Raw genomic sequence first — 18,647 nt, forward strand, 5'->3', positions numbered from 1 at the left:
TTTTAAGCACGTTTGTGCGTCATTAGACGTACGAACGTGCTTTTTTGGGTTTGATTTGGGATTTTGGAGGAAAATTTTGAAACTTTTTAAGGTTGAATACGTAAACATAGTTATAGACTGGAAACCAGACTGAAAAGGTACATGGAAGGAGGAGTCGCATGGAAACCATATTTTGGTGGTTATTGGCAGGGGGCGCTATCTTTACCGTAGTCAGTGTGCTGATTGGAGATGTACTCGGTGGTTGGCTGGATGGTGCATTGGAGCTACCGGGCCTCGATTGGTTCAGACCTGTCGTTTTACTTGGAGCCATGACCGCTTTTGGCGGGGCTGGAGTACTGCTGACAAAGTATACCGGGCTGAGCATGGGGTGGGTCGTCGTGCTTGCTTTAGGGATTGCGTTTGTCATCGGAATACTCGTGTTCTTTGCGTTTATCAAACCCATGGCGAATTCGGAGGTATCCAGCGGCTTCTCCATGCGTGAGCTGACTGGCCGGATCGGTGAGGTCACCATTCCTGTACCTGAGGTTGGTTACGGGGAGGTTATGATCCGCTTGGGTGCAGGCAACACCATACATACAGCATCTAGCTTCGATCACAAACCGCTTGCTGCGGGAACCCGTATCGTCGTGGTTGAGGTCGCAGAGGGCGTCGTCCGCGTAGCGTACCTGGACACATAGACGGCGCATTCGCTTAACTTGAAGGGAGCGTGATCGGGAGTGTCAAATTTGCAAGATATTGTGTTGGTCCCTGGGATTGTTGTCATCGTTATCGTTATATTAGGGATCGCTTTTTGGGCCCGTTACAAAACGGTAGGACCGGATGAAGGGATGATCGTGACGGGCTCTTTTCTGGGAAATAAAAATATTTCCGAGGATGACTCTGGACGCAAAATTAAAATTGTACGCGGCGGGGGGGCCTTCATTTGGCCAATTTTCCAGCAGTCCGAATTCATCTCTCTGTTGTCCCATAAACTGGACGTAACCACACCGGAAGTGTATACGGAGCAAGGAGTTCCCGTGATTGCGGATGGTGTGGCGATCATCAAGGTCGGCAGTTCTATTGAGGATGTGGCTACAGCAGCCGAGCAGTTCATCGGGAAGCCACTGGAGGCTCTTAGGGGAGAGGCTCAGGAAGTGCTGGAGGGACATTTGCGCGCAATCCTCGGTTCGATGACAGTGGAAGAAGTTTATCGTAATCGGGATCGGTTTGCGCAGGAAGTGCAAGGCGTGGCTGCTCGTGATCTGAAAAAGATGGGCTTGCAAATCGTTTCATTCACCATCAAAGATGTGCGTGATAAGCACGGATATCTGGATGCGCTTGGTAAGCCGAGAATTGCCGCTGTGAAACGGGATGCTGAGATTGCAGAAGCCGAGGCTGTGCGGGATGCCCGGATTCAGAAGGCGCGTGCGGAACAGGAAGGCCAGAAGGCCGAATTGCTGCGGGATACCAACATTGCGGAGGCAGCCAAGGAGAAGGAACTGAAAGTGGCTTCGTTTAAGAAAGAACAGGATACAGCGAAGGCAGAAGCCGATCAGGCTTATCACATCCAGGAGGCCCGTGCCAAGCAGACTGCTGTCGAGGAGCAGATGAAGGTCGAGCTGGTGCGCAAAGAACGGGAAATTGATCTTCAATCCAAGGAAATACAGGTACGTGAAAAGCAATATGATGCGGAAGTGAAAAAGAAGGCAGAAGCCGATCGGTATGCGGTCGAACAAGCGGCGGAAGCAGATAAATCGCGTAAAATGCGTGAGGCTGAATCGCTGCAATACTCGATTGAGACACAGGCTAAAGCGTCAGCTGAACAAAAACGTCTCAACGGGCAAGCAGAAGCGGATGCCGAACGCGCCAAAGGTACGGCAGACGCAGATGTCATCCGTTTGCGTGGACTTGCAGAAGCGGAGGCCAAGGAAAAACTGGCGGAGGCGTTCCAGAAGTTTGGAGAGGCCGCCGTGCTCGATATTATCGTAAAAATGTTGCCTGATCTGGCTGGACGTATTGCCGAACCGATTGCGTCCATTGATAAACTCACCGTAGTTGATACGGGAAAAGGAGAAGGAGCAGCGCGTGTCAGCAATTATGTCACCGAACTGATGGCTACGGCACCTGAGATGCTGAAGAGTGTATCCGGCATTGATGTGGAGCAGTTAATCAAGGGGCTGACGACTGGGAAAAAAGGCCTTCATTCCGTGCCGTCCTCCGGTGAAGGGAATAAGCAGCATCTTCCAGCCTCGGTGGAGGCAGCACTAACAGATAAAGAATAACGGTAAGTCTTTAGGGAGCATCTACCCCTAACCAAAAGACCGCTTTTCATCACAGCATTTCCCGGCAATGTGATGAAAAGCGTTTTCTTTTTATTGACCTTTAGCCGAATATTTGGTACTTTAACGTGGATTCCTCTGAGCTTCATGCTATAATTCTTAGGATCAAGGTTCTGATAAAAGAGGTGCGGATGTGAGCAGCCTAAAAGTGGCCAAAGCGCTGAATAACAATGTGATTATAGGGATGCATCCCGAGCATGATGAGGTTGTTGTGATTGGAAAAGGAATCGGTTTCAATCGCAGACCCGGTGATCTTATGCCGTTGGATTCAGTTGAAAAATTATTTATATTAAAAAGCCATGAAGAACAGGAGCAATACAAACGGTTGCTTCCTGAGCTGGATGAAAAGCTCATTGAGGTCATCGGTGAGGTACTTCATCTTGTTCAGCTTCAAGCAAAGAAGCCTCTAAATGAGCACATACTGATTGCTTTAACTGACCATATCGCTTTTTCCATCAACCGTCATAAACAGGGAATTACGATTCATAATCCGTTTTTGTATGAGACTAGGGAAATATATCCTCAGGAATACAAGATGGCTGAGCAGGCTGTTGCTCTAATCAGGGATAAGATGGATGTAGATCTGGGAGAAGATGAAATCGGATTCGTGGCCCTGCATATTTATAGCGCCATGACAAACCAGCATATCTCCGAGGTGAGGAAGGATTCTCGTCTGATTGCGGATATGGTTCAGGTTGTCGAGACCACACTGGATTATCGTATTCCTCTCCAATCTCTTGATTATTCTCGACTGCTGACTCATCTGAGGTTTGCGATTGAACGTGTGCGCCGGGGAGAAATTGTGCAGGAGATTTATCGATTGGACAAGCTTTTGAATGAGGAGTACCCGGAAATGTATATGCTGGCCTGGAAGCTCACGAAAATTATGGAAAAAAGACTCCGTAAATCTGTGTATCCAGCTGAGGTTAGTTATTTGACAATGCATCTGCAGCGGTTGTCCCAACGCAAAGAGCAGGGGGAGCAACAAAAGTGATAAAACCGGAATAAAAAAGTATTGCCTCGCATTTAGCGGGGTGCTATAATCAATTTTGCAATGAGGAAGACAACAACTGAACATTAAACGTGTTACTGATTCGATCAGGCATGAGTTGTTTTAAGTTATGATTGTTTACAGCCTACTGGGGCAAGCTATATCCCAAGGTTGTTTTCAAACATACTTAAATCGGCTCATGCCTTTTTTGTTGTTTTGCCTCTGTTCTAAATTTCAGAGAAGGATGTGGAAGGTATGTTTAAAAAGCTTTTCGGCGTTTTACAGCGTGTCGGTAAAGCATTAATGCTTCCTGTAGCGATTTTGCCAGCTGCGGGGCTTTTATTGGGTATCGGTAACATGCTGGTCAATCCTGATTTTCTCCAGTACATTCCGGCATTAAATGCGGGCTGGGTTCAATCGGTAGCGACGATCATGATGAATGCCGGACAAATCGTTTTTGATAATCTGGCACTATTGTTCGCAGTCGGCGTAGCCGTCGGTCTGGCGGGCGGTGAGGGTGTAGCAGGTTTGGCTGCCATCATCGGTTACCTCGTTATGAACATTACTCTGGGTACAGCCGTGGGTGTCACACCTGGTCTGATTGCTCAAAAAATACCGGGTTATGCAAACGTGTTGGGGATTCCAACGCTTCAAACCGGGGTGTTCGGCGGGATAATCATCGGTATACTGGCCGCGGCCATGTACAACCGCTTTTTCAAAATTGAGCTTCCTTCGTATCTGGGCTTTTTCGCGGGTAAGCGTTTTGTTCCGATTGCAACGGCGGTATCCTCACTGATTGTCGGACTTGCGCTGGTTCTGATCTGGCCTCCAGTTCAACAAGGACTTAATGCAGTATCTCACTTTATGGTGTATTCCAACCCGACTTTGTCGGCGTTCCTGTTCGGTGTTATCGAACGCGCGCTGATTCCATTTGGTTTGCATCACATCTGGTATTCACCGTTCTGGTTTGAGTTTGGTGAATATGTTAACAAGGCAGGTCAAACCGTTCACGGTGACCAGCAGATCTTCTTCAGCCAGCTTCGCGACGGAGTGGCGTTGACAGCAAGTACGTTCCAAGTGGGTAAATTCCCATTCATGATGTTCGGTTTGCCGGCAGCAGCGCTTGCAATGTACCATGAAGCAAGACCAGAACACAAAAAATATGTAGCAGGTATTATGGGTTCAGCAGCATTGACTTCGTTCTTGACAGGTATTACGGAGCCACTGGAATTTTCCTTCCTGTTCGTAGCTCCACTGCTGTTTGCAGTACACTGTATATTCGCAGGTCTGTCATTTATGACCATGCAAATTTTACATGTCAAAATCGGTATGACCTTCTCAGGCGGATTTATTGACTTCCTGATTTTCGGGATTATTCCAACCCGTACGCCTTGGTGGTATGTAATTATCGTCGGTCTGATTTTGGCAGTTATTTACTACTTCGGATTCCGGTTCATCATACGGAAGTTCAACTTGAAAACACCAGGACGTGAAGAAGCTACAGATAATGTGGATGGCGCAGCAGTCGGTAGTAGTGATGAGCTCCCGCACAACATTTTGGCAGCTTTCGGTGGTTCATCGAATATCAAGCATCTGGATGCTTGTATCACACGTCTTCGGATCGAGGTTAATGAGAAATCGAACGTTGACAAAGCTCGTCTGAAACAACTTGGCGCATCGGGTGTCCTTGAAGTCGGTAACAACGTACAGGCAATTTTCGGTACACGTTCCGACACCATTAAATCTCAAATGGCTGATATCATGGCTGGACGTACACCTGCACCAGCTCCGGCGCAACCTGCTCCACAAGAGGAGAAGGAAGCTGGAGAAGAACAACAAACCATTATTGTAGAAGATATTGTAATGCCTGTTAACGGCGAATTGGTTGATATCTCGACGGTTCCCGATCCGGTATTTGCAGAACGTATGACAGGTGACGGTTTTGCGGTCGTGCCAAATGATGGAACGATTGTGTCCCCTGTTTATGGTAAAGTATTCAATGTATTCCCAAGCAAGCATGCGATTGGTATTCAATCCGATGGCGGTAAAGAAGTGCTTGTTCATATCGGGGTGAATACTGTGAAGCTTAAAGGCCAAGGATTTGACGTTTTGGTGAACGAAGGCGATCTTGTGTCAGCTGGCCAGCCTATTATGAAAGTAGACCTGGAATACGTGAAGGCAAACGCTAAATCCATCATCTCACCTGTCATTTTTACTAACCTTCCAGAAGGTTCTTCGGTAACTTTAAACAAAACTGGAGTATTGAAGGCTGGCGAAGATGGTATAATTACGATAAAATAAACTCTATGTGTTTCGGATTAGTTGATTAGGCGGCTTAGGCCGTCTGATCAATGATCTGGTATACTGCGTGTAAACAAATATTATCTTTAGGAAAGTGGGAGGAACAAATTATGCAAACAACTTTTAGAATTACGGATGAAGACGGTATCCATGCACGTCCTGCAACTGCGCTGGTAAATACAGCTAACAAATTCAGCGGTGCTGAATCTTTTGCCGAAGCTAACGGTAAAAAAGTAACTTTGAAATCCATTCTGGGTGTATTGTCCCTGGGTCTGGAACAAGGCGATACTATTAACATTATCTGCGAAGGCGCTGAAGCTGCCGAAGCACTGAAAGCTCTTGAAAATGTAATCGTTAACGAAGGGCTGGGCGAAGTTCATGCTTAAAATTTCCGGGATTGCCGCTTCGGCAGGCATAGCCATTGCCCGGGCGTTTATCTTGGAGCATCCGAATTACGCTGTAGAGAGACGCGCGGTTGGTGATGTTGAAGCTGAAATCGCGAGATTGGATGCGGCTTTGGCACAATCTCAAACCGAATTGGAATCGATTAAGGAGAAAACGCTTCAGGAGCTGGGAGAGAAAAAAGCAGAAATTTTTGCATCTCACCTGCTCATCCTGAATGATCCTGAATTGATCGATCCGGTTAAAGCTAAAATCAGAGACGAGCAGCTTAATGCTGACTATGCTTTGAATGAAGTAGCTACACAGTTCATTTCCATGTTTGAAAACATGAAAAGTGCCTATTTGCAAGAACGCGCATCGGACATGCGTGATGTAACCAAGCGGATCCTGAATCACCTGCTTGGTGTTCATTTTGTTAGTCCTGCAGAAATTGCCGAAGAAACGATTGTGCTTGCAGAAGATTTGACACCTTCCGACACAGCTCAGCTGAATCGTGAATTTGTTAAAGGTTTTGCAACGAACATCGGCGGACGTACTTCGCATTCGGCTATTATGGCTCGCTCACTTGAAATTCCTGCAGTTGTGGGAACGAAAAATATATTGTCTCAAGCTAAAAGCGGTGATTTGATTATCGTTGATGGTTTGGATGGTCACGTATTCGTGAACCCTACCGAAGAGATTGTTGCGGAATACCGTGCTAAACAGGTGGCATACGACAAGCAACGCGAAGAGTGGCGTAAGCTGCGCGGCGAAGCTACGGTTTCTGTCGATGGTGTTCATGTCGAACTGGCAGCCAATATTGGTACGCCTAATGATGTAGCTGGTGTTCTGGACAACGGTGGTGAAGGCGTTGGCTTGTACCGTACGGAGTTCTTGTACATGGGACGCGATAAGCTTCCATCCGAAGAAGTACAGTATACGGCGTACAAAACCGTTCTGGAAAGAATGGAAGGTAAACCGGTTGTAGTTCGTACTTTGGACATCGGTGGCGACAAAGAACTTCCTTATCTGGACCTGCCGAAAGAAATGAATCCGTTCCTCGGATTCCGTGCTATTCGTCTGTGTCTGGATCGCCAGGATATTTTCCGCACTCAATTGCGTGCTTTGTTGCGTGCGAGTGTGCATGGTAACCTGCGCATCATGTTCCCAATGATTGCTACGCTGAACGAATTCCGTGAAGCTAAAGCTGTTTTGTTGGAAGAAAAGGAAAAGTTGGTAACCGAGGGTGTATCCGTATCTGAAGAAATTCAGCTGGGCATCATGGTAGAAATTCCTTCTACAGCGGTATTGGCTGACCAATTCGCAAAAGAAGTGGATTTCTTCAGTATCGGTACAAACGATCTGATTCAATACACAATGGCAGCGGATCGCATGAACGAGCGGGTTTCTTACCTGTATCAACCATACAATCCATCCATTCTGCGTCTGGTGAAAATGGTTATTGATGCCGCTCACCGTGAAGGACGTTGGGTTGGTATGTGTGGCGAAATGGCAGGAGATACAACAGCAATTCCGTTGCTGCTGGGTCTGGGACTTGATGAGTTCAGTATGAGTGCAACTTCCATTCTGCCAGCACGTAGTCAAATCTCCAAGTTGTCCCGTGCGGACATGGAAAAACTGGCTACAAAAGCTCTGGACATGCAAACAGCAGAACAGGTTGTTGAATTGGTTCAAAGCATCGAAGGTTAAGGAAGGGTATTACATTTCAAAGGTTATATCTTTTTCCAACAAAAAAATTGCTGTGTACATACAGCAGCCGGTATCTAATAGATACCGGCTTTTTTGCATGCTTTAAGTAGAATTTGTTTTTAACTGCATGAGCAATTCAGTACAGGTTTGCGAGCTGCGGTAGTTTCGTCCAATCGTGTGACTGGAGTAGTATATGGTGCATTGAGCACCAGCTCAGGGTTCTCTTCTGCTTCCCGCGCAATATGAATCATAGTGTCAACAAAAGCATCAAGTGTCTCCTTACTTTCCGTCTCCGTGGGCTCGATCATGATGCACTCCTCTACATTCAGAGGGAAGTAAATTGTAGGCGGATGGTAGCCGAAATCAAGCAGCCGTTTGGCTACATCAAGCGTACGCACTCCAAATTTTTTCAAGCCTCGCCCTGACATGACAAATTCGTGTTTGCAATGTCCAGGGTAGGGCAGGTCAAAATGTGGAGCGAGCCGATGCATCATGTAATTGGCATTGAGCACAGCGCATTCCGATACACGCTTTAAGCCGTCAGGACCGTAGCTACGGATATAGGCATAGGCACGAACGAGAATACCGAAGTTGCCGTAAAAGGCTTTAACCCGTCCAATAGAATCTCCCTGTTCCCGGTCCCAGTGGTACACCCCCTGCGGATCCCGTACGACAAGCGGCTTGGGCAAATAAGGGATGAGCCGTTGCTTTACGCCGACAGGCCCAGCGCCGGGGCCACCGCCGCCGTGCGGGGTACTCATCGTTTTGTGCAAATTGAGATGCACTACATCGAAGCCCATATCTCCGGGACGGGTAATCCCCATGATGGCGTTGGAGTTTGCCCCGTCATAGTAAACCAGACCACCCGCTTCATGCACGATGGCAGCAATGTCAGTGATTTGCTTCTCGAACAGCCCAAGCGTGTTCGGATTGGTCAGCATGAGCGCCGCGGTGTCGTTGCCTACGGCTTGACGTAACGCATCCAGATCCACCAGCCCCTCAGGGGTGGAGGGAAGGGTGACTGTTTCGAAGCCCGCGACGGTTGCGCTGGCGGGGTTCGTTCCGTGCGAGGAATCCGGCACGAGCACCTTGGTACGTCGCTCACCACGTGCTTCGTGGTATGAGCGAATCATCATCAGCCCGGTCCATTCGCCATGGGCGCCCGCGGCGGGCTGAAGCGTGACGGCATCCATGCCAGTTAACGCAGCCAAATCATTTTGGAGCGTATGCAGCAGCTCCATGGCACCCTGGATGCTCTCCTCGGGCTGATATGGATGGATTTTGGCGAAGCCTGTATATCGGGCGACATCCTCATTCACTTTTGGATTGTATTTCATCGTACAGGAGCCGAGCGGATAAAATCCGTTGTCCACGCCGAAATTGCGCCGGGACAAGGAAGTATAATGCCGAATAACGTCTACTTCGTATACCTCGGGTAATGCCGCAGGTTCGCTGCGCAGCGCATAATCTGGCAAAAGCTCTGCCACCGGGCGACGGGGAACGTCGCACTCGGGAAGGGAATAGGCGATGCGACCCGGACGGCTCAATTCAAAGATGAGCGCTTGATCGTGTTCCTTCAACAGCCCTTGTTTCTGATCCTGTCCGGTGTGTGTCATAGCAATCCCCCCAAGGTGTGTACAAATTGGTCAATCTCTTCTTTGGTTCTTTGCTCCGTCACGGCAATCAACATGTGACCAGCAAGTTCCTCATAGTCCCGGCCCAAATCGTAGCCAGCGATAAATCCAGCAGCTAGCAGCTCGGCCTGGAGTTTGCTCATATCCGTACCCTCAGGCAGTCTAAGGGCAAACTCGTTAAAGGTCGGTGCGTTAAACGAGGCAGTTACGCCCTTCAAGCTCAGCAATTGCTCTAAAGCATAACGGCTTTTATGCAAATTTAGCTCGGCTACTTCCTTGATCCCCTGTCTACCCATGACAGACAAGTATACAGATGCAGATAAAGCTAGCAACGCTTGGTTGGAGCAAATGTTAGAGGTGGCCTTTTCGCGGCGGATATGCTGTTCCCGCGCTTGCAAGGTCAGCACGAAGCCGCGTTTACCGTTGCGGTCTGTGGTCTGACCCACAATACGGCCGGGGATACGGCGCATATGTGCCTGAGAAACGGCAAAGTATCCACAGGTCGGACCGCCGAGAGAAGAGGAGATGCCAAGTGGCTGTGCGTCTCCTACCACAATATCCGCGCCCTGTTTGCCGGGTGTTTCCAGCAAGCCAAGTGCTAGTGGATTGGCACTGACGACCAAAAGACCTTTGTGCGCATGGATGAGGTCAGCCATCGGCTTCAGGTTTTCCACGGCTCCGAAAAAGTTGGGGCTTTGGACCAAAACAGCCGCGGTCTGTTCCGATACGGCTGCCGCTAGCGCATCAGCATCCGTTACGCCGTCCGAACAGCCGATCTCCACGATGTCCAAATCCAATCCGCGTGCATAGGCTGCCAATACCTGACGTGCCTCCGGATGGACGGACCTTGATACGATAAGCTGTTTACGGCGGGTAGCTGCGGCGGACAGTGAGCCCGCTTCCGCCAGTGCAGTCGCTCCGTCGTACATGCTGGCATTAGCTACAGCCATGCCCGTCAATTCGCAAATATACGACTGAAACTCGAAAATGGCTTGTAGCTCGCCTTGGCTTACTTCCGGCTGATAGGGGGTGTAGGCTGTATAGAATTCCGAGCGTGAAGTGATGTGCTGGATGACGGACGGAATATGATGATCATAAATTCCTGCGCCAAGGAAGCTGGCATGTGTGTCTGTATTGGCGTTGTGTCCGGCCAGCTCGGCCAAGTGGCGGGTTAAGGCTTTCTCATCGAGTCGAGAAGAGAGAGGCAGTTCCCCTTGATATCGAATGGCCTCTGGAATGTCACTGAATAAATCATCAATAGATGATACACCCACCACACGCAGCATTTCGGTTTGATCCTGTTCAGTCATAGGGAGATAACGATGCTGCTTCATAGGTTCTGACTCCTTTCGAAAAGCAAGATTTTAGATCGTAAATTAGCTAATAAAAAAGTGTGTGAGATGAAAAACCCAGAAGTTCATATCTGACATATTTGCTTTATAGAAATAAAAAGAGTTTAAGATCAGCGCGGGCGTTTATAAAAGGGTGTTGCCACCACCTCGGCACGCAGGCGTTTGCCACGAATCTCAACCTCCAACGGTGTGGAGAGGGCGCTAAAACGACTGTCCACCAAGGCGAGGCCCAGATTACGCTTCAAGGTGGGCGACTGAGTCCCCGTTGTGACCTCACCAATGTGTTGTCCTTCTGCGAATACCGGGTAATGGGCGCGTGGGATACCGCGATCAATCATTTCCAGCCCGATCAATTTGCGAGGAATCCCTTGTTCTTTCTGACGTTGCAGTGCTTCTCTACCGATAAAATCTCCTTTATTCAGCTTGACGAAGAAACCTAGACCAGCTTCGAGTGGTGAAATCGTGGCAGATAACTCCTGACCATATAGCGGCAACCGTGCCTCAAAGCGTAGTGTATCCCGAGCACCAAGTCCAGCGGGAATCAGCCCATACGACTCACCGGAACGAAGCAAACCCTCCCATACGGCTGGTGCTTCCGCAGCAGGTATATAAAATTCAAAACCGTCTTCGCCCGTATATCCGGTTCGTGAGACCAGTGCTTTTGCTCCGAACAATGGCACATTCTCATGGAAGCGGAAAGATGCCAGATTCGTAATGTCCGTATCTGCCACGGCTGCGGCAATACGTGCTGCCTCCGGTCCTTGCAACGCTAGCAATGCTATCGCATCAGACACATTCTCCATGTGAACGGATGCAGGCATATGGCGAATTAGCCAATCCCAATCCTTATCGATGTTGGATGCGTTCACAACGAGCATGTAGCGTTCCGGTCCTTTGCAGTAAACAAGTAGGTCGTCTACTACCCCTCCATCGGGGTAACACAGGAGTGAATATTGTGCCTGACCTGGTTCCAACTGGCTGACATCATTCGTGGTCACCCTTTGCAGAAAAGCTTCGGCCTCTTTGCCTTCAACCAAAAATTCGCCCATATGCGATACATCGAATAAACCCGCACGTTGCCGGACGGCCTCATGCTCCTTTTGAATGCCGCTAAACTGAACCGGGAGCTCCCAGCCGCCAAAGTCAATACAACGAACCCCAGACTGCGTCCCGTAGGACGAATATAGCGGTGTTTTTCGCAAATTAGTCATTATTCCACTCCTATCCGGTGTGATCGGCTAAACAAAAAAGACAGGCCGAAAAAAACGTATAGACGGCAGTCTACACTCTTTTTTTCAGCTCTGTCCTTGATACCAGAAAGTTACCCCGGTATGTACCGGGTTTCCCCTTGGGTGATCCGCTCCAATAGCGAATGCTCTCCAGAGATGCGTCCGGCAGAGGTCCTTTTGCCTGAGAGATTCACCTGCAATGCAGGTTTACTCCTTCGGCGCTACCTTCGGGATCAACGGTATATTACCTGGCTTTGCAGATAACAACCTGATCCGATTCGCGTGCACTTATGTCTCACAAGCGGCAACAGCTATGCGAATCTTTTTGGCAGTCTCTCCCTCCGCGTTCATCCGCGTTTGCAGTTGTCGGGGTGTTTCCCAAAGCATTTGCTATAACCCATTAATACGCAAATTCATTCAAAATGTCAATAAAAATGTCATCAAAAACAATAGAAAAAACATTTAATATATAAATAAGGATATGTAAGCGTTTGTTATAAGCTATCATATTTTTATATAGTACGCTATATGAGGTGATATGAAGTATTTTTGTTAGTATTATTGACATGAGTGTTCTTGTTGTCATAATCTTAACCTGTCTAGTACAGGTGAGCAAAAGCGATTTTATTCATATGGAAGTGAGGGGAACAGAATGGGTGAAGTAAAGCAGCAACTTTGGTATACAGACGAACATGAGTGGGTTCAGCGGACAGAGAATGGAACGGTACGAATTGGTATTACAGACTTTGCACAGCATCAACTGGGTGATATTGTTTTTGTAGAATTACCTGAGGCGGGAGCAACGATTGAGCAGGGAGCGGAGATCGGTACGATTGAATCGGTGAAGACAGTATCCGACCTTTTTGCTCCGGTGACGGGAACCATACTAAAAGTGAATGAAACGCTGGAAAGTACACCTGAGCTAGTGAATGAATCTCCCTATGAAAAAGGTTGGATGATCGAAGTAGAGATGGATAAAGATGTGGAGGAAGCCTTGGGCAAGCTACTGTCTGCGGATCAGTATGAGCAGTTGATTTCCGACGAGCAATAATGGAGCATTGTAGTATGGAGTAAGAGGGTTATTTGTCTGCTCGATTTTTGTATAAAATAGTCGCTATGATTTGACGTAGCGGCTATTTTTTTGTCTTTTTGCAAACGTAATTACGTGTTTTATTCTGATTTAGAGGGTTGTCCCCATATAAGAATCATACATAATCCAGCACGGTTTTTCGACTAATTTCTATAGCTACAGGTCATATTAAGAAGAATTATGCAGGTATAATACCTTCCCGGATAATTTAAATTTAAATGTTGTCATCAACGTTCATGACGAAAGTACGTTTTCATTTCGTTGATGAAGATAGCGCTGTCATTTAGTATGAATTTTAAGAAAAGGTAGTGATGCTTACCTACAAGGAGGATTTGAATATGAGTACATTGGACGCAAAGCCAAGTTCAAAAGGAGGCACTCGTGTCGCCGTACAGCGTTTTGGCCGTTTTCTTAGCGGTATGGTTATGCCCAATATGGGAGCATTTATTGCGTGGGGGCTGATTACGGCACTCTTTATTCCGACCGGATGGTTCCCGAATGAAGGTTTTGCACAATTGGTTGACCCGATGAAAAATTATTTGTTGCCGTTACTGATCGGTTATACAGGGGGCACGATGATTCACGGACAGCGTGGAGGTGTGATTGGTGCCATTATGACGATGGGTGTCATAGTGGGAGCCGATATCCCGATGTTCCTGGGCGCGATGGTAGCTGGTCCGCTGGCTGCGTGGATATTGAAGAAGTTCGACAAGGCCATTGAAGGCAAAGTCAGATCAGGCTTTGAAATGCTGGTCAATAACTTTTCGGCCGGAATTATCGGTGCCATTCTAGCGCTGCTTGCCCATGTGGCGATTGGCCCGATTGTACAAATGATCAGTCAAGTGTTGTCGGCAGGGGTACAGTTCCTCGTGAACGCAGGGCTATTGCCGCTTGTCAACCTCATTATTGAGCCCGGAAAAGTATTATTTTTAAACAACGCGCTGAATCACGGAGTATTGAGTCCGATTGCGTTAGAGGAAGCTGCAAGAACAGGAAAATCCGTACTGTTTATGCTGGAATCCAACCCTGGGCCGGGGCTCGGTATTTTGCTAGCCTACTGCCTGTTCGGCAAAGGCTCTGCGAAGTCATCGGCTCCTGGAGCGGTCATCATTCATTTCTTCGGCGGGATTCATGAAATTTATTTCCCTTATATTTTGATGAAGCCGATTTTGATTCTTGCTGCTATAGCTGGGGGCGTTGTGGGAACCTTCTGTTTTATGTTGACAGGTGCCGGGCTGGTTGCTGCTCCTTCACCGGGCAGCATCATCGCCTATTTTCTAATGACGCCAAAAGGCGGATATTTGCCAATGCTGAGCGGGGTGATCGCTGCTGCGGTCGTATCCTTTGCTGTTGCCGCAGTGTTACTCAAGACTAGTAAGCAAAAAGAAGAGGGGCTGGAGGAAGCTGCTTCCCGCCTGAAAGATATGAAAAATCAAAGCAAGAGTGCAAGTGCTAACGCCACTGTAATGGAAGATAACCACGAATCTGATCGTGCTGCTGAGATTGCCGCAGCTCGAACGCTCAAGGATAAATCCGAAGTGAACAAGATCGTCTTTTCCTGTGATGCAGGTATGGGTTCAAGCGCTATGGGCGCCTCGATTTTACGCAAAAAAATGAAGCAGGCGGGTGTAGGCGTAACAGTTACGAATACGGCAATCAGTGAAATTCCACAGGATGCGGATATTGTCATTACGCAAAAAACGTTGACAGACCGGGCTAAAACAGTAGCCCCGAATGCTGAGCACATTTCCATTGACAATTTTCTGAAGAGCCCTGAATACGAAGCGCTGGTTGAACGTCTGAAATCCGATTCTTAATCCCCGTCGTAGTCAGGCGGACTGTATGCAGTGTACGTCTCCTGCTGGAGGGATGAGCTTGGGAAGGAACGGTATGCGCTTATGAATATTACGAAACGACAACGTGACATCGTGGAATATCTTCTGGAGCAGTCCAAAGAGGTTACAGCCGGGGAAATTGCCACGAAGATCAATGTCAGCACAAGGACGGTTCATCGGGAACTGGGCGCAGTCGAGCATTGGCTGGCAGCTCATGAGGTGAAGCTGGAGAAAAAGTCAGGGATTGGTATCTGTATAGATGCTGACCCAGCTCAGCTTGTATGCCTGCGAAGGCAATTGCTGCATACAAAGTCAGACGAATATTCGGCTGAGGAGAGAAAGATCGTGGTTCTCTGCATGCTGCTGGATACACAGGAGCCGATCAAGCTGCTGGCGCTGGCTTCAGACTTGAAAGTCACGGTAACTACGGTCAGTCATGATCTGGACGAATTACAAGGCTGGATTGGGGAACGGGGGCTCGTGCTTGTCCGCAGACGGGGGTACGGCGTCGAGATTACAGGACGGGAGACAGACAAAAGACGGGCGATTTCCGAGCTGGCTCTCGAATATTTGGATGAATCCGATCTGTTTTCAGCCCGGGAAGAACTTCGTTCTGTAACCCGTGTCGCCGACAAGTTGCTGGAGATGATTGGCAGAGATAACCTGCTGATTGTGGAAAAGGCCCTCTGGCAGCCCCATGAAAAATGGTTGGAAAACATGGTGGAAAGCAAATACATGGAGCTGCTGATTCAAATTTGCGTTTCGCTGGTACGTCTGCGACTCGGGTATGTTATAGATCCTCTTCTCTCGTATTTAAAAACAGATTCAGATGAAAATATCATGCTTCGCACAGCTATGGTGGAACGCATATGCACGGAGTTGTCAGAGGCGCTGGATATTGAATTTCCAGAGCCGGAACGATCTTATCTCAGGCTGCTATTTCGTGATGCCGAGGATCACTCTACCCGACTACTGCCGTTGGATGATCTCGTACTGTTGGAGTCGGTTCATGAGTTGATTCGTCGTGTGGAGGAAGAGACAGGCACGCCATTGGAAGAGGACCGTGTTCTGCGTGAAGGACTGATTGCCCATATGGCCCCGGTGTTCAAACGTTTGAAGGAAGGCAGGTCGATTCGTAACCCCCTCCTTCAGCAAATCCGCAAGGATTACAGCAGCTTATTCGACTCAGTGAAAAAGGCTGCGGCGGACATGACAGAAATGAAAGTACCAGATGAAGAGATCGGATTTCTCGTCATGCATTTTGGCGCTTCGCTGGAGCGGCTACGACAATTGCGGCGGGAGGTGCGGGCCATCGTAGTCTGCACGAGCGGTATTGGATCATCCAGACTTTTGGCAACAAGGCTCGCCAAAGAGCTCCCACAGATCAAAATTGTGGATAGGGCTTCATGGTACGAGGCGGCGCGGATTCCCAAGGAGGATTATGATCTGATCATTTCGACAGTAGAGCTACCGCTTGAACCGGATCGGTATCTTAAGATCAGCCCGTTGCTGACGCAGGAGGAGAGTGATCGCCTGCGTCAATTCATCCAGCATATTACACTCAATCATCCCAATGACCATCAGCAGGAACAGGCTGTTCAGCCTGGTCAGGATATAGAGTGGCTTACCGGTCTGCGGAAAAGTCTTGAGGAAATTGTACACATTGTACAGCAATTTCAAGTGTATCCGCTGGAAAATCAGGGGATGGATATGGCGGCGACCGTAGAGGCTATATGCATGTTGGAGGCGGGGCGGGGGAATGTTACAGAGCCTTCTGCGGTTGCTGCACAGCTCATGGAAAGAGAGCGCCAAGGTAGTCAGGTGATCTCTGATACCTCCATTGCTTTAGTTCATACGCGCAGCCACTATATTCGCAAGCCTTCGCTTACCTTGTATAAGCTGGCAGAGCCGCTGTTGGCGGATACAGGCGAACAGGTAGAATGCGTGCTGCTCATGTTGGGACCTCGTGAGCTGCCGAGAGAAAGCTTGGAGGTATTGAGCGAGATTAGTGCATTACTCTTGCAGGAAGACATGGTTACGCTACTGGAACACGGTAGCAGGGATCATATTGTCAATTATATATCGAGTGAGCTAGCTGAATTTTTCCACAGTAAATTAGGGACAGGGAGGAACCTACCGTGAGTATTATGACGATAGACAAAGTAAAAATGAACGCAACCGCCAAAGACAAATATGAGGCGATTCGTATGGCTGGACAAATCCTGCTGGATGCAGGACATATTTCAAGTGAGTACATTGACAAGATGCTGGAACGCGAGGAGATCGTGTCCACCTATATCGGGAACGGGCTGGCTATTCCACATGGCACCAAGGAATCCAAGATGCTTATTCAATCCACCGGCATCTCCATCGTTCAGTTTCCGCAAGGCATAGATTTTGGGGAAGAAAAAGCATACATGGTAATCGGCATTGCAGCACAAGGCGGCGATCATATGGAGATTTTGACGAGTATCGCTGTAGTGTGTGCGGAGGAAGAAAATATGGATAAACTTCGCAACGCGGTGACTCCACAGGAAATTATAGATCTGTTCGAAAGTGAGATGGAGCTATGAGAGCCGTCCACTTTGGAGCAGGAAATATCGGTCGCGGCTTTATCGGATTGATTCTGTCGCGTGCAGGCTATGAGGTTGTCTTTTCAGATGTCAACGACACCCTTGTATCCGAGTTACGTCGTCGTAAACAATACACCGTAGAGCTAGCCAATGATACAAAGGATACGGAGCTGGTCACGAATGTGACGGCGATTGACGGCAAGGATGCATCCGCTGTAGCGGATGCGGTAGACCATGCTGATCTGGTAACGACCGCGGTAGGGGTTAGCATCCTCAGGCATATTGCAGCAGGTATTGCCGAGGGAATAGCGCGGCGGGTGGAGCGAGGGGCAGGCCCGCTGCATGTGATTGCTTGCGAAAATGCAATCGGAGGCAGCGCCCAACTGAAAGAGCATGTTTTTGCGCTACTGGATGAGGCGACTCGTGCCAAGGCAGAGGCTTCGGTATATTTCCCCAATGCTGCTGTAGACCGGATTGTGCCGATCCAACACCACGAGGACCCGTTACATGTGCAGGTAGAGCCTTTTTACGAGTGGGTGGTGGATCGTTCACAAATGGCACCTGAGCATGAAGAAATCGAAGGCATCCTGTACGTGCAGGATCTAGAGCCTTACATTGAACGAAAGCTGTTCACGGTGAATACGGGGCATTGCGTGGCAGCCTATCTTGGTTATACCGCAGGTTATGCTACCATCCAGGAGGCCATGAAGGATAGCAAGGTGGTGGATTCGATACAAGGGTCACTGGAGGAGACAGGAGCAGTGCTTGTGAAGCGCTTCGGTTTGGATCAAGGGGAGCATAAGAAGTACATCTCTAAAATTTTGGATCGCTTCCGCAACCCTAATCTGACAGACGATGTTACTCGAGTCGGACGTTCACCGTTGCGTAAGCTGTCTCCCAATGACCGTCTTGTACGTCCCGCGCTGCAAGCGCAGGAGTATGGCATCCCGACGGATCATCTGGCGTTAGGAATGGCGGCTGCCTGTAAATTTGATATTACGGAAGACCCCGAGGCAGTCGAGCTTCAGCAGGTGATCCGCAGTGAAGGACTGGGTGTGGCGCTGACGCGTTATACTTCCATAACCGCAGATCACCCGTTACATCGGCAGATATTGGAGCAATATGATATTATAAATTCATAAAACAACGAATTATCAACATCTACTTTCGATAATCCTCTTGAAGATAAAGCATCCACATCAACACTAACGTGTTCTGTAGAGATGTGCTTCA

General features: G+C 48.5%; 14 protein-coding genes and 1 riboswitch. Of the genes, 11 read left to right on the plus strand and 3 right to left on the minus strand.

Features of this window, described 5'->3' with window-relative positions; translation table 11 throughout:
• Positions 1 to 158 precede the first annotated feature (158 nt).
• From MKX59_RS07620 to ptsP, 6 genes are all read left to right on the plus strand, one after another.
• Complete coding sequence (locus MKX59_RS07620; protein WP_023989884.1) at positions 159 to 677, plus strand: membrane protease regulatory membrane protein; 519 nt, start codon at positions 159 to 161, stop codon at positions 675 to 677.
• A 48-nt stretch (positions 678 to 725) separates the two neighbouring features.
• On the plus strand, positions 726 to 2,261 hold the full coding sequence (locus tag MKX59_RS07625) for a flotillin family protein (RefSeq protein ID WP_028542452.1): 1,536 nt from the start codon (positions 726 to 728) through the stop codon (positions 2,259 to 2,261).
• 190 nt (positions 2,262 to 2,451) lie between these two features.
• On the plus strand, positions 2,452 to 3,312 hold the full coding sequence (gene glcT / locus MKX59_RS07630) for a glucose PTS transporter transcription antiterminator GlcT (protein ID WP_023989882.1): 861 nt from the start codon (positions 2,452 to 2,454) through the stop codon (positions 3,310 to 3,312).
• 252 nt (positions 3,313 to 3,564) lie between these two features.
• Positions 3,565 to 5,610 carry a glucose-specific PTS transporter subunit IIBC gene (gene ptsG / locus MKX59_RS07635; protein WP_023989881.1) on the plus strand — a complete coding sequence of 682 codons (2,046 nt, stop codon included), beginning with the start codon at positions 3,565 to 3,567 and terminating at the stop codon, positions 5,608 to 5,610.
• Between the two features lie 110 nt (positions 5,611 to 5,720).
• Positions 5,721 to 5,996: an HPr family phosphocarrier protein gene (locus MKX59_RS07640; RefSeq protein WP_013372579.1), complete on the plus strand. Its 276-nt coding sequence runs from the start codon at positions 5,721 to 5,723 to the stop codon at positions 5,994 to 5,996.
• A complete protein-coding gene (gene ptsP / locus MKX59_RS07645) occupies positions 5,989 to 7,701 on the plus strand; it encodes a phosphoenolpyruvate--protein phosphotransferase (protein WP_023989880.1) in 1,713 nt (570 codons plus the stop codon). The genes MKX59_RS07640 and ptsP overlap by 8 nt, the downstream gene beginning before the upstream one ends.
• A 119-nt stretch (positions 7,702 to 7,820) precedes the next feature.
• Here the strand turns inward: ptsP and gcvPB are convergent, their stop codons facing one another.
• From gcvPB to gcvT, 3 genes are all read right to left on the minus strand, one after another.
• Positions 7,821 to 9,317 (minus strand): aminomethyl-transferring glycine dehydrogenase subunit GcvPB, encoded by a 1,497-nt coding sequence (gene gcvPB, locus MKX59_RS07650; protein WP_076265318.1) that lies wholly within the window; start codon positions 9,315 to 9,317, stop codon positions 7,821 to 7,823.
• Entirely contained in the window at positions 9,314 to 10,669 is a 1,356-nt protein-coding gene (gene gcvPA, locus MKX59_RS07655; RefSeq protein ID WP_028542454.1) for an aminomethyl-transferring glycine dehydrogenase subunit GcvPA, read from the minus strand. The genes gcvPB and gcvPA overlap by 4 nt, the downstream gene beginning before the upstream one ends.
• A 128-nt stretch (positions 10,670 to 10,797) precedes the next feature.
• Positions 10,798 to 11,898, minus strand: a complete 1,101-nt coding sequence (gcvT, locus tag MKX59_RS07660) for a glycine cleavage system aminomethyltransferase GcvT (protein ID WP_028542455.1) — start codon at positions 11,896 to 11,898, stop codon at positions 10,798 to 10,800.
• 177 nt (positions 11,899 to 12,075) lie between these two features.
• Positions 12,076 to 12,174: riboswitch (glycine riboswitch) on the minus strand.
• 394 nt (positions 12,175 to 12,568) lie between these two features.
• Here gcvT and gcvH point away from each other — a divergent pair.
• The 5 genes from gcvH (at position 12,569) to MKX59_RS07685 (ending at position 18,556) form a co-directional block, all read left to right on the plus strand.
• Positions 12,569 to 12,967: a glycine cleavage system protein GcvH gene (gene gcvH, locus MKX59_RS07665; RefSeq protein WP_023989876.1), complete on the plus strand. Its 399-nt coding sequence runs from the start codon at positions 12,569 to 12,571 to the stop codon at positions 12,965 to 12,967.
• 377 nt (positions 12,968 to 13,344) lie between these two features.
• Positions 13,345 to 14,823: a PTS mannitol transporter subunit IICB gene (locus MKX59_RS07670; RefSeq protein WP_071558376.1), complete on the plus strand. Its 1,479-nt coding sequence runs from the start codon at positions 13,345 to 13,347 to the stop codon at positions 14,821 to 14,823.
• A gap of 81 nt (positions 14,824 to 14,904) precedes the next feature.
• Positions 14,905 to 16,983: a BglG family transcription antiterminator gene (locus MKX59_RS07675; protein ID WP_076295859.1), complete on the plus strand. Its 2,079-nt coding sequence runs from the start codon at positions 14,905 to 14,907 to the stop codon at positions 16,981 to 16,983.
• Complete coding sequence (locus tag MKX59_RS07680; RefSeq protein ID WP_028542458.1) at positions 16,980 to 17,414, plus strand: PTS sugar transporter subunit IIA; 435 nt, start codon at positions 16,980 to 16,982, stop codon at positions 17,412 to 17,414. The genes MKX59_RS07675 and MKX59_RS07680 overlap by 4 nt, the downstream gene beginning before the upstream one ends.
• Positions 17,411 to 18,556, plus strand: a complete 1,146-nt coding sequence (locus tag MKX59_RS07685) for a mannitol-1-phosphate 5-dehydrogenase (RefSeq protein WP_076265314.1) — start codon at positions 17,411 to 17,413, stop codon at positions 18,554 to 18,556. Before MKX59_RS07680 ends, MKX59_RS07685 begins: the two co-directional genes overlap by 4 nt.
• The last annotated feature ends 91 nt before the right edge of the window (positions 18,557 to 18,647 follow it).

Origin of the sequence: Paenibacillus sp. FSL R7-0340, from assembly GCF_038002205.1 — a bacterium.
Taxonomy (GTDB): domain Bacteria; phylum Bacillota; class Bacilli; order Paenibacillales; family Paenibacillaceae; genus Paenibacillus; species Paenibacillus polymyxa_B.

Bases quoted from the DNA above. Each gene is read 5' to 3' on its own strand.
- MKX59_RS07620 (WP_023989884.1), top strand. From the start codon at position 159: ATGGAAACCATATTTTGGTGGTTATTGGCAGGGGGCGCTATCTTTACC.
- ptsG (WP_023989881.1), top strand. From the start codon at position 3,565: ATGTTTAAAAAGCTTTTCGGCGTTTTACAGCGTGTCGGTAAAGCATTA.
- MKX59_RS07640 (WP_013372579.1), top strand. From the start codon at position 5,721: ATGCAAACAACTTTTAGAATTACGGATGAAGACGGTATCCATGCACGT.
- ptsP (WP_023989880.1), top strand. From the start codon at position 5,989: ATGCTTAAAATTTCCGGGATTGCCGCTTCGGCAGGCATAGCCATTGCC.
- gcvPB (WP_076265318.1), bottom strand. From the start codon at position 9,317: ATGACACACACCGGACAGGATCAGAAACAAGGGCTGTTGAAGGAACAC.
- gcvPA (WP_028542454.1), bottom strand. From the start codon at position 10,669: ATGAAGCAGCATCGTTATCTCCCTATGACTGAACAGGATCAAACCGAA.
- gcvT (WP_028542455.1), bottom strand. From the start codon at position 11,898: ATGACTAATTTGCGAAAAACACCGCTATATTCGTCCTACGGGACGCAG.
- gcvH (WP_023989876.1), top strand. From the start codon at position 12,569: ATGGGTGAAGTAAAGCAGCAACTTTGGTATACAGACGAACATGAGTGG.
- MKX59_RS07670 (WP_071558376.1), top strand. From the start codon at position 13,345: ATGAGTACATTGGACGCAAAGCCAAGTTCAAAAGGAGGCACTCGTGTC.
- MKX59_RS07675 (WP_076295859.1), top strand. From the start codon at position 14,905: ATGAATATTACGAAACGACAACGTGACATCGTGGAATATCTTCTGGAG.
- MKX59_RS07685 (WP_076265314.1), top strand. From the start codon at position 17,411: ATGAGAGCCGTCCACTTTGGAGCAGGAAATATCGGTCGCGGCTTTATC.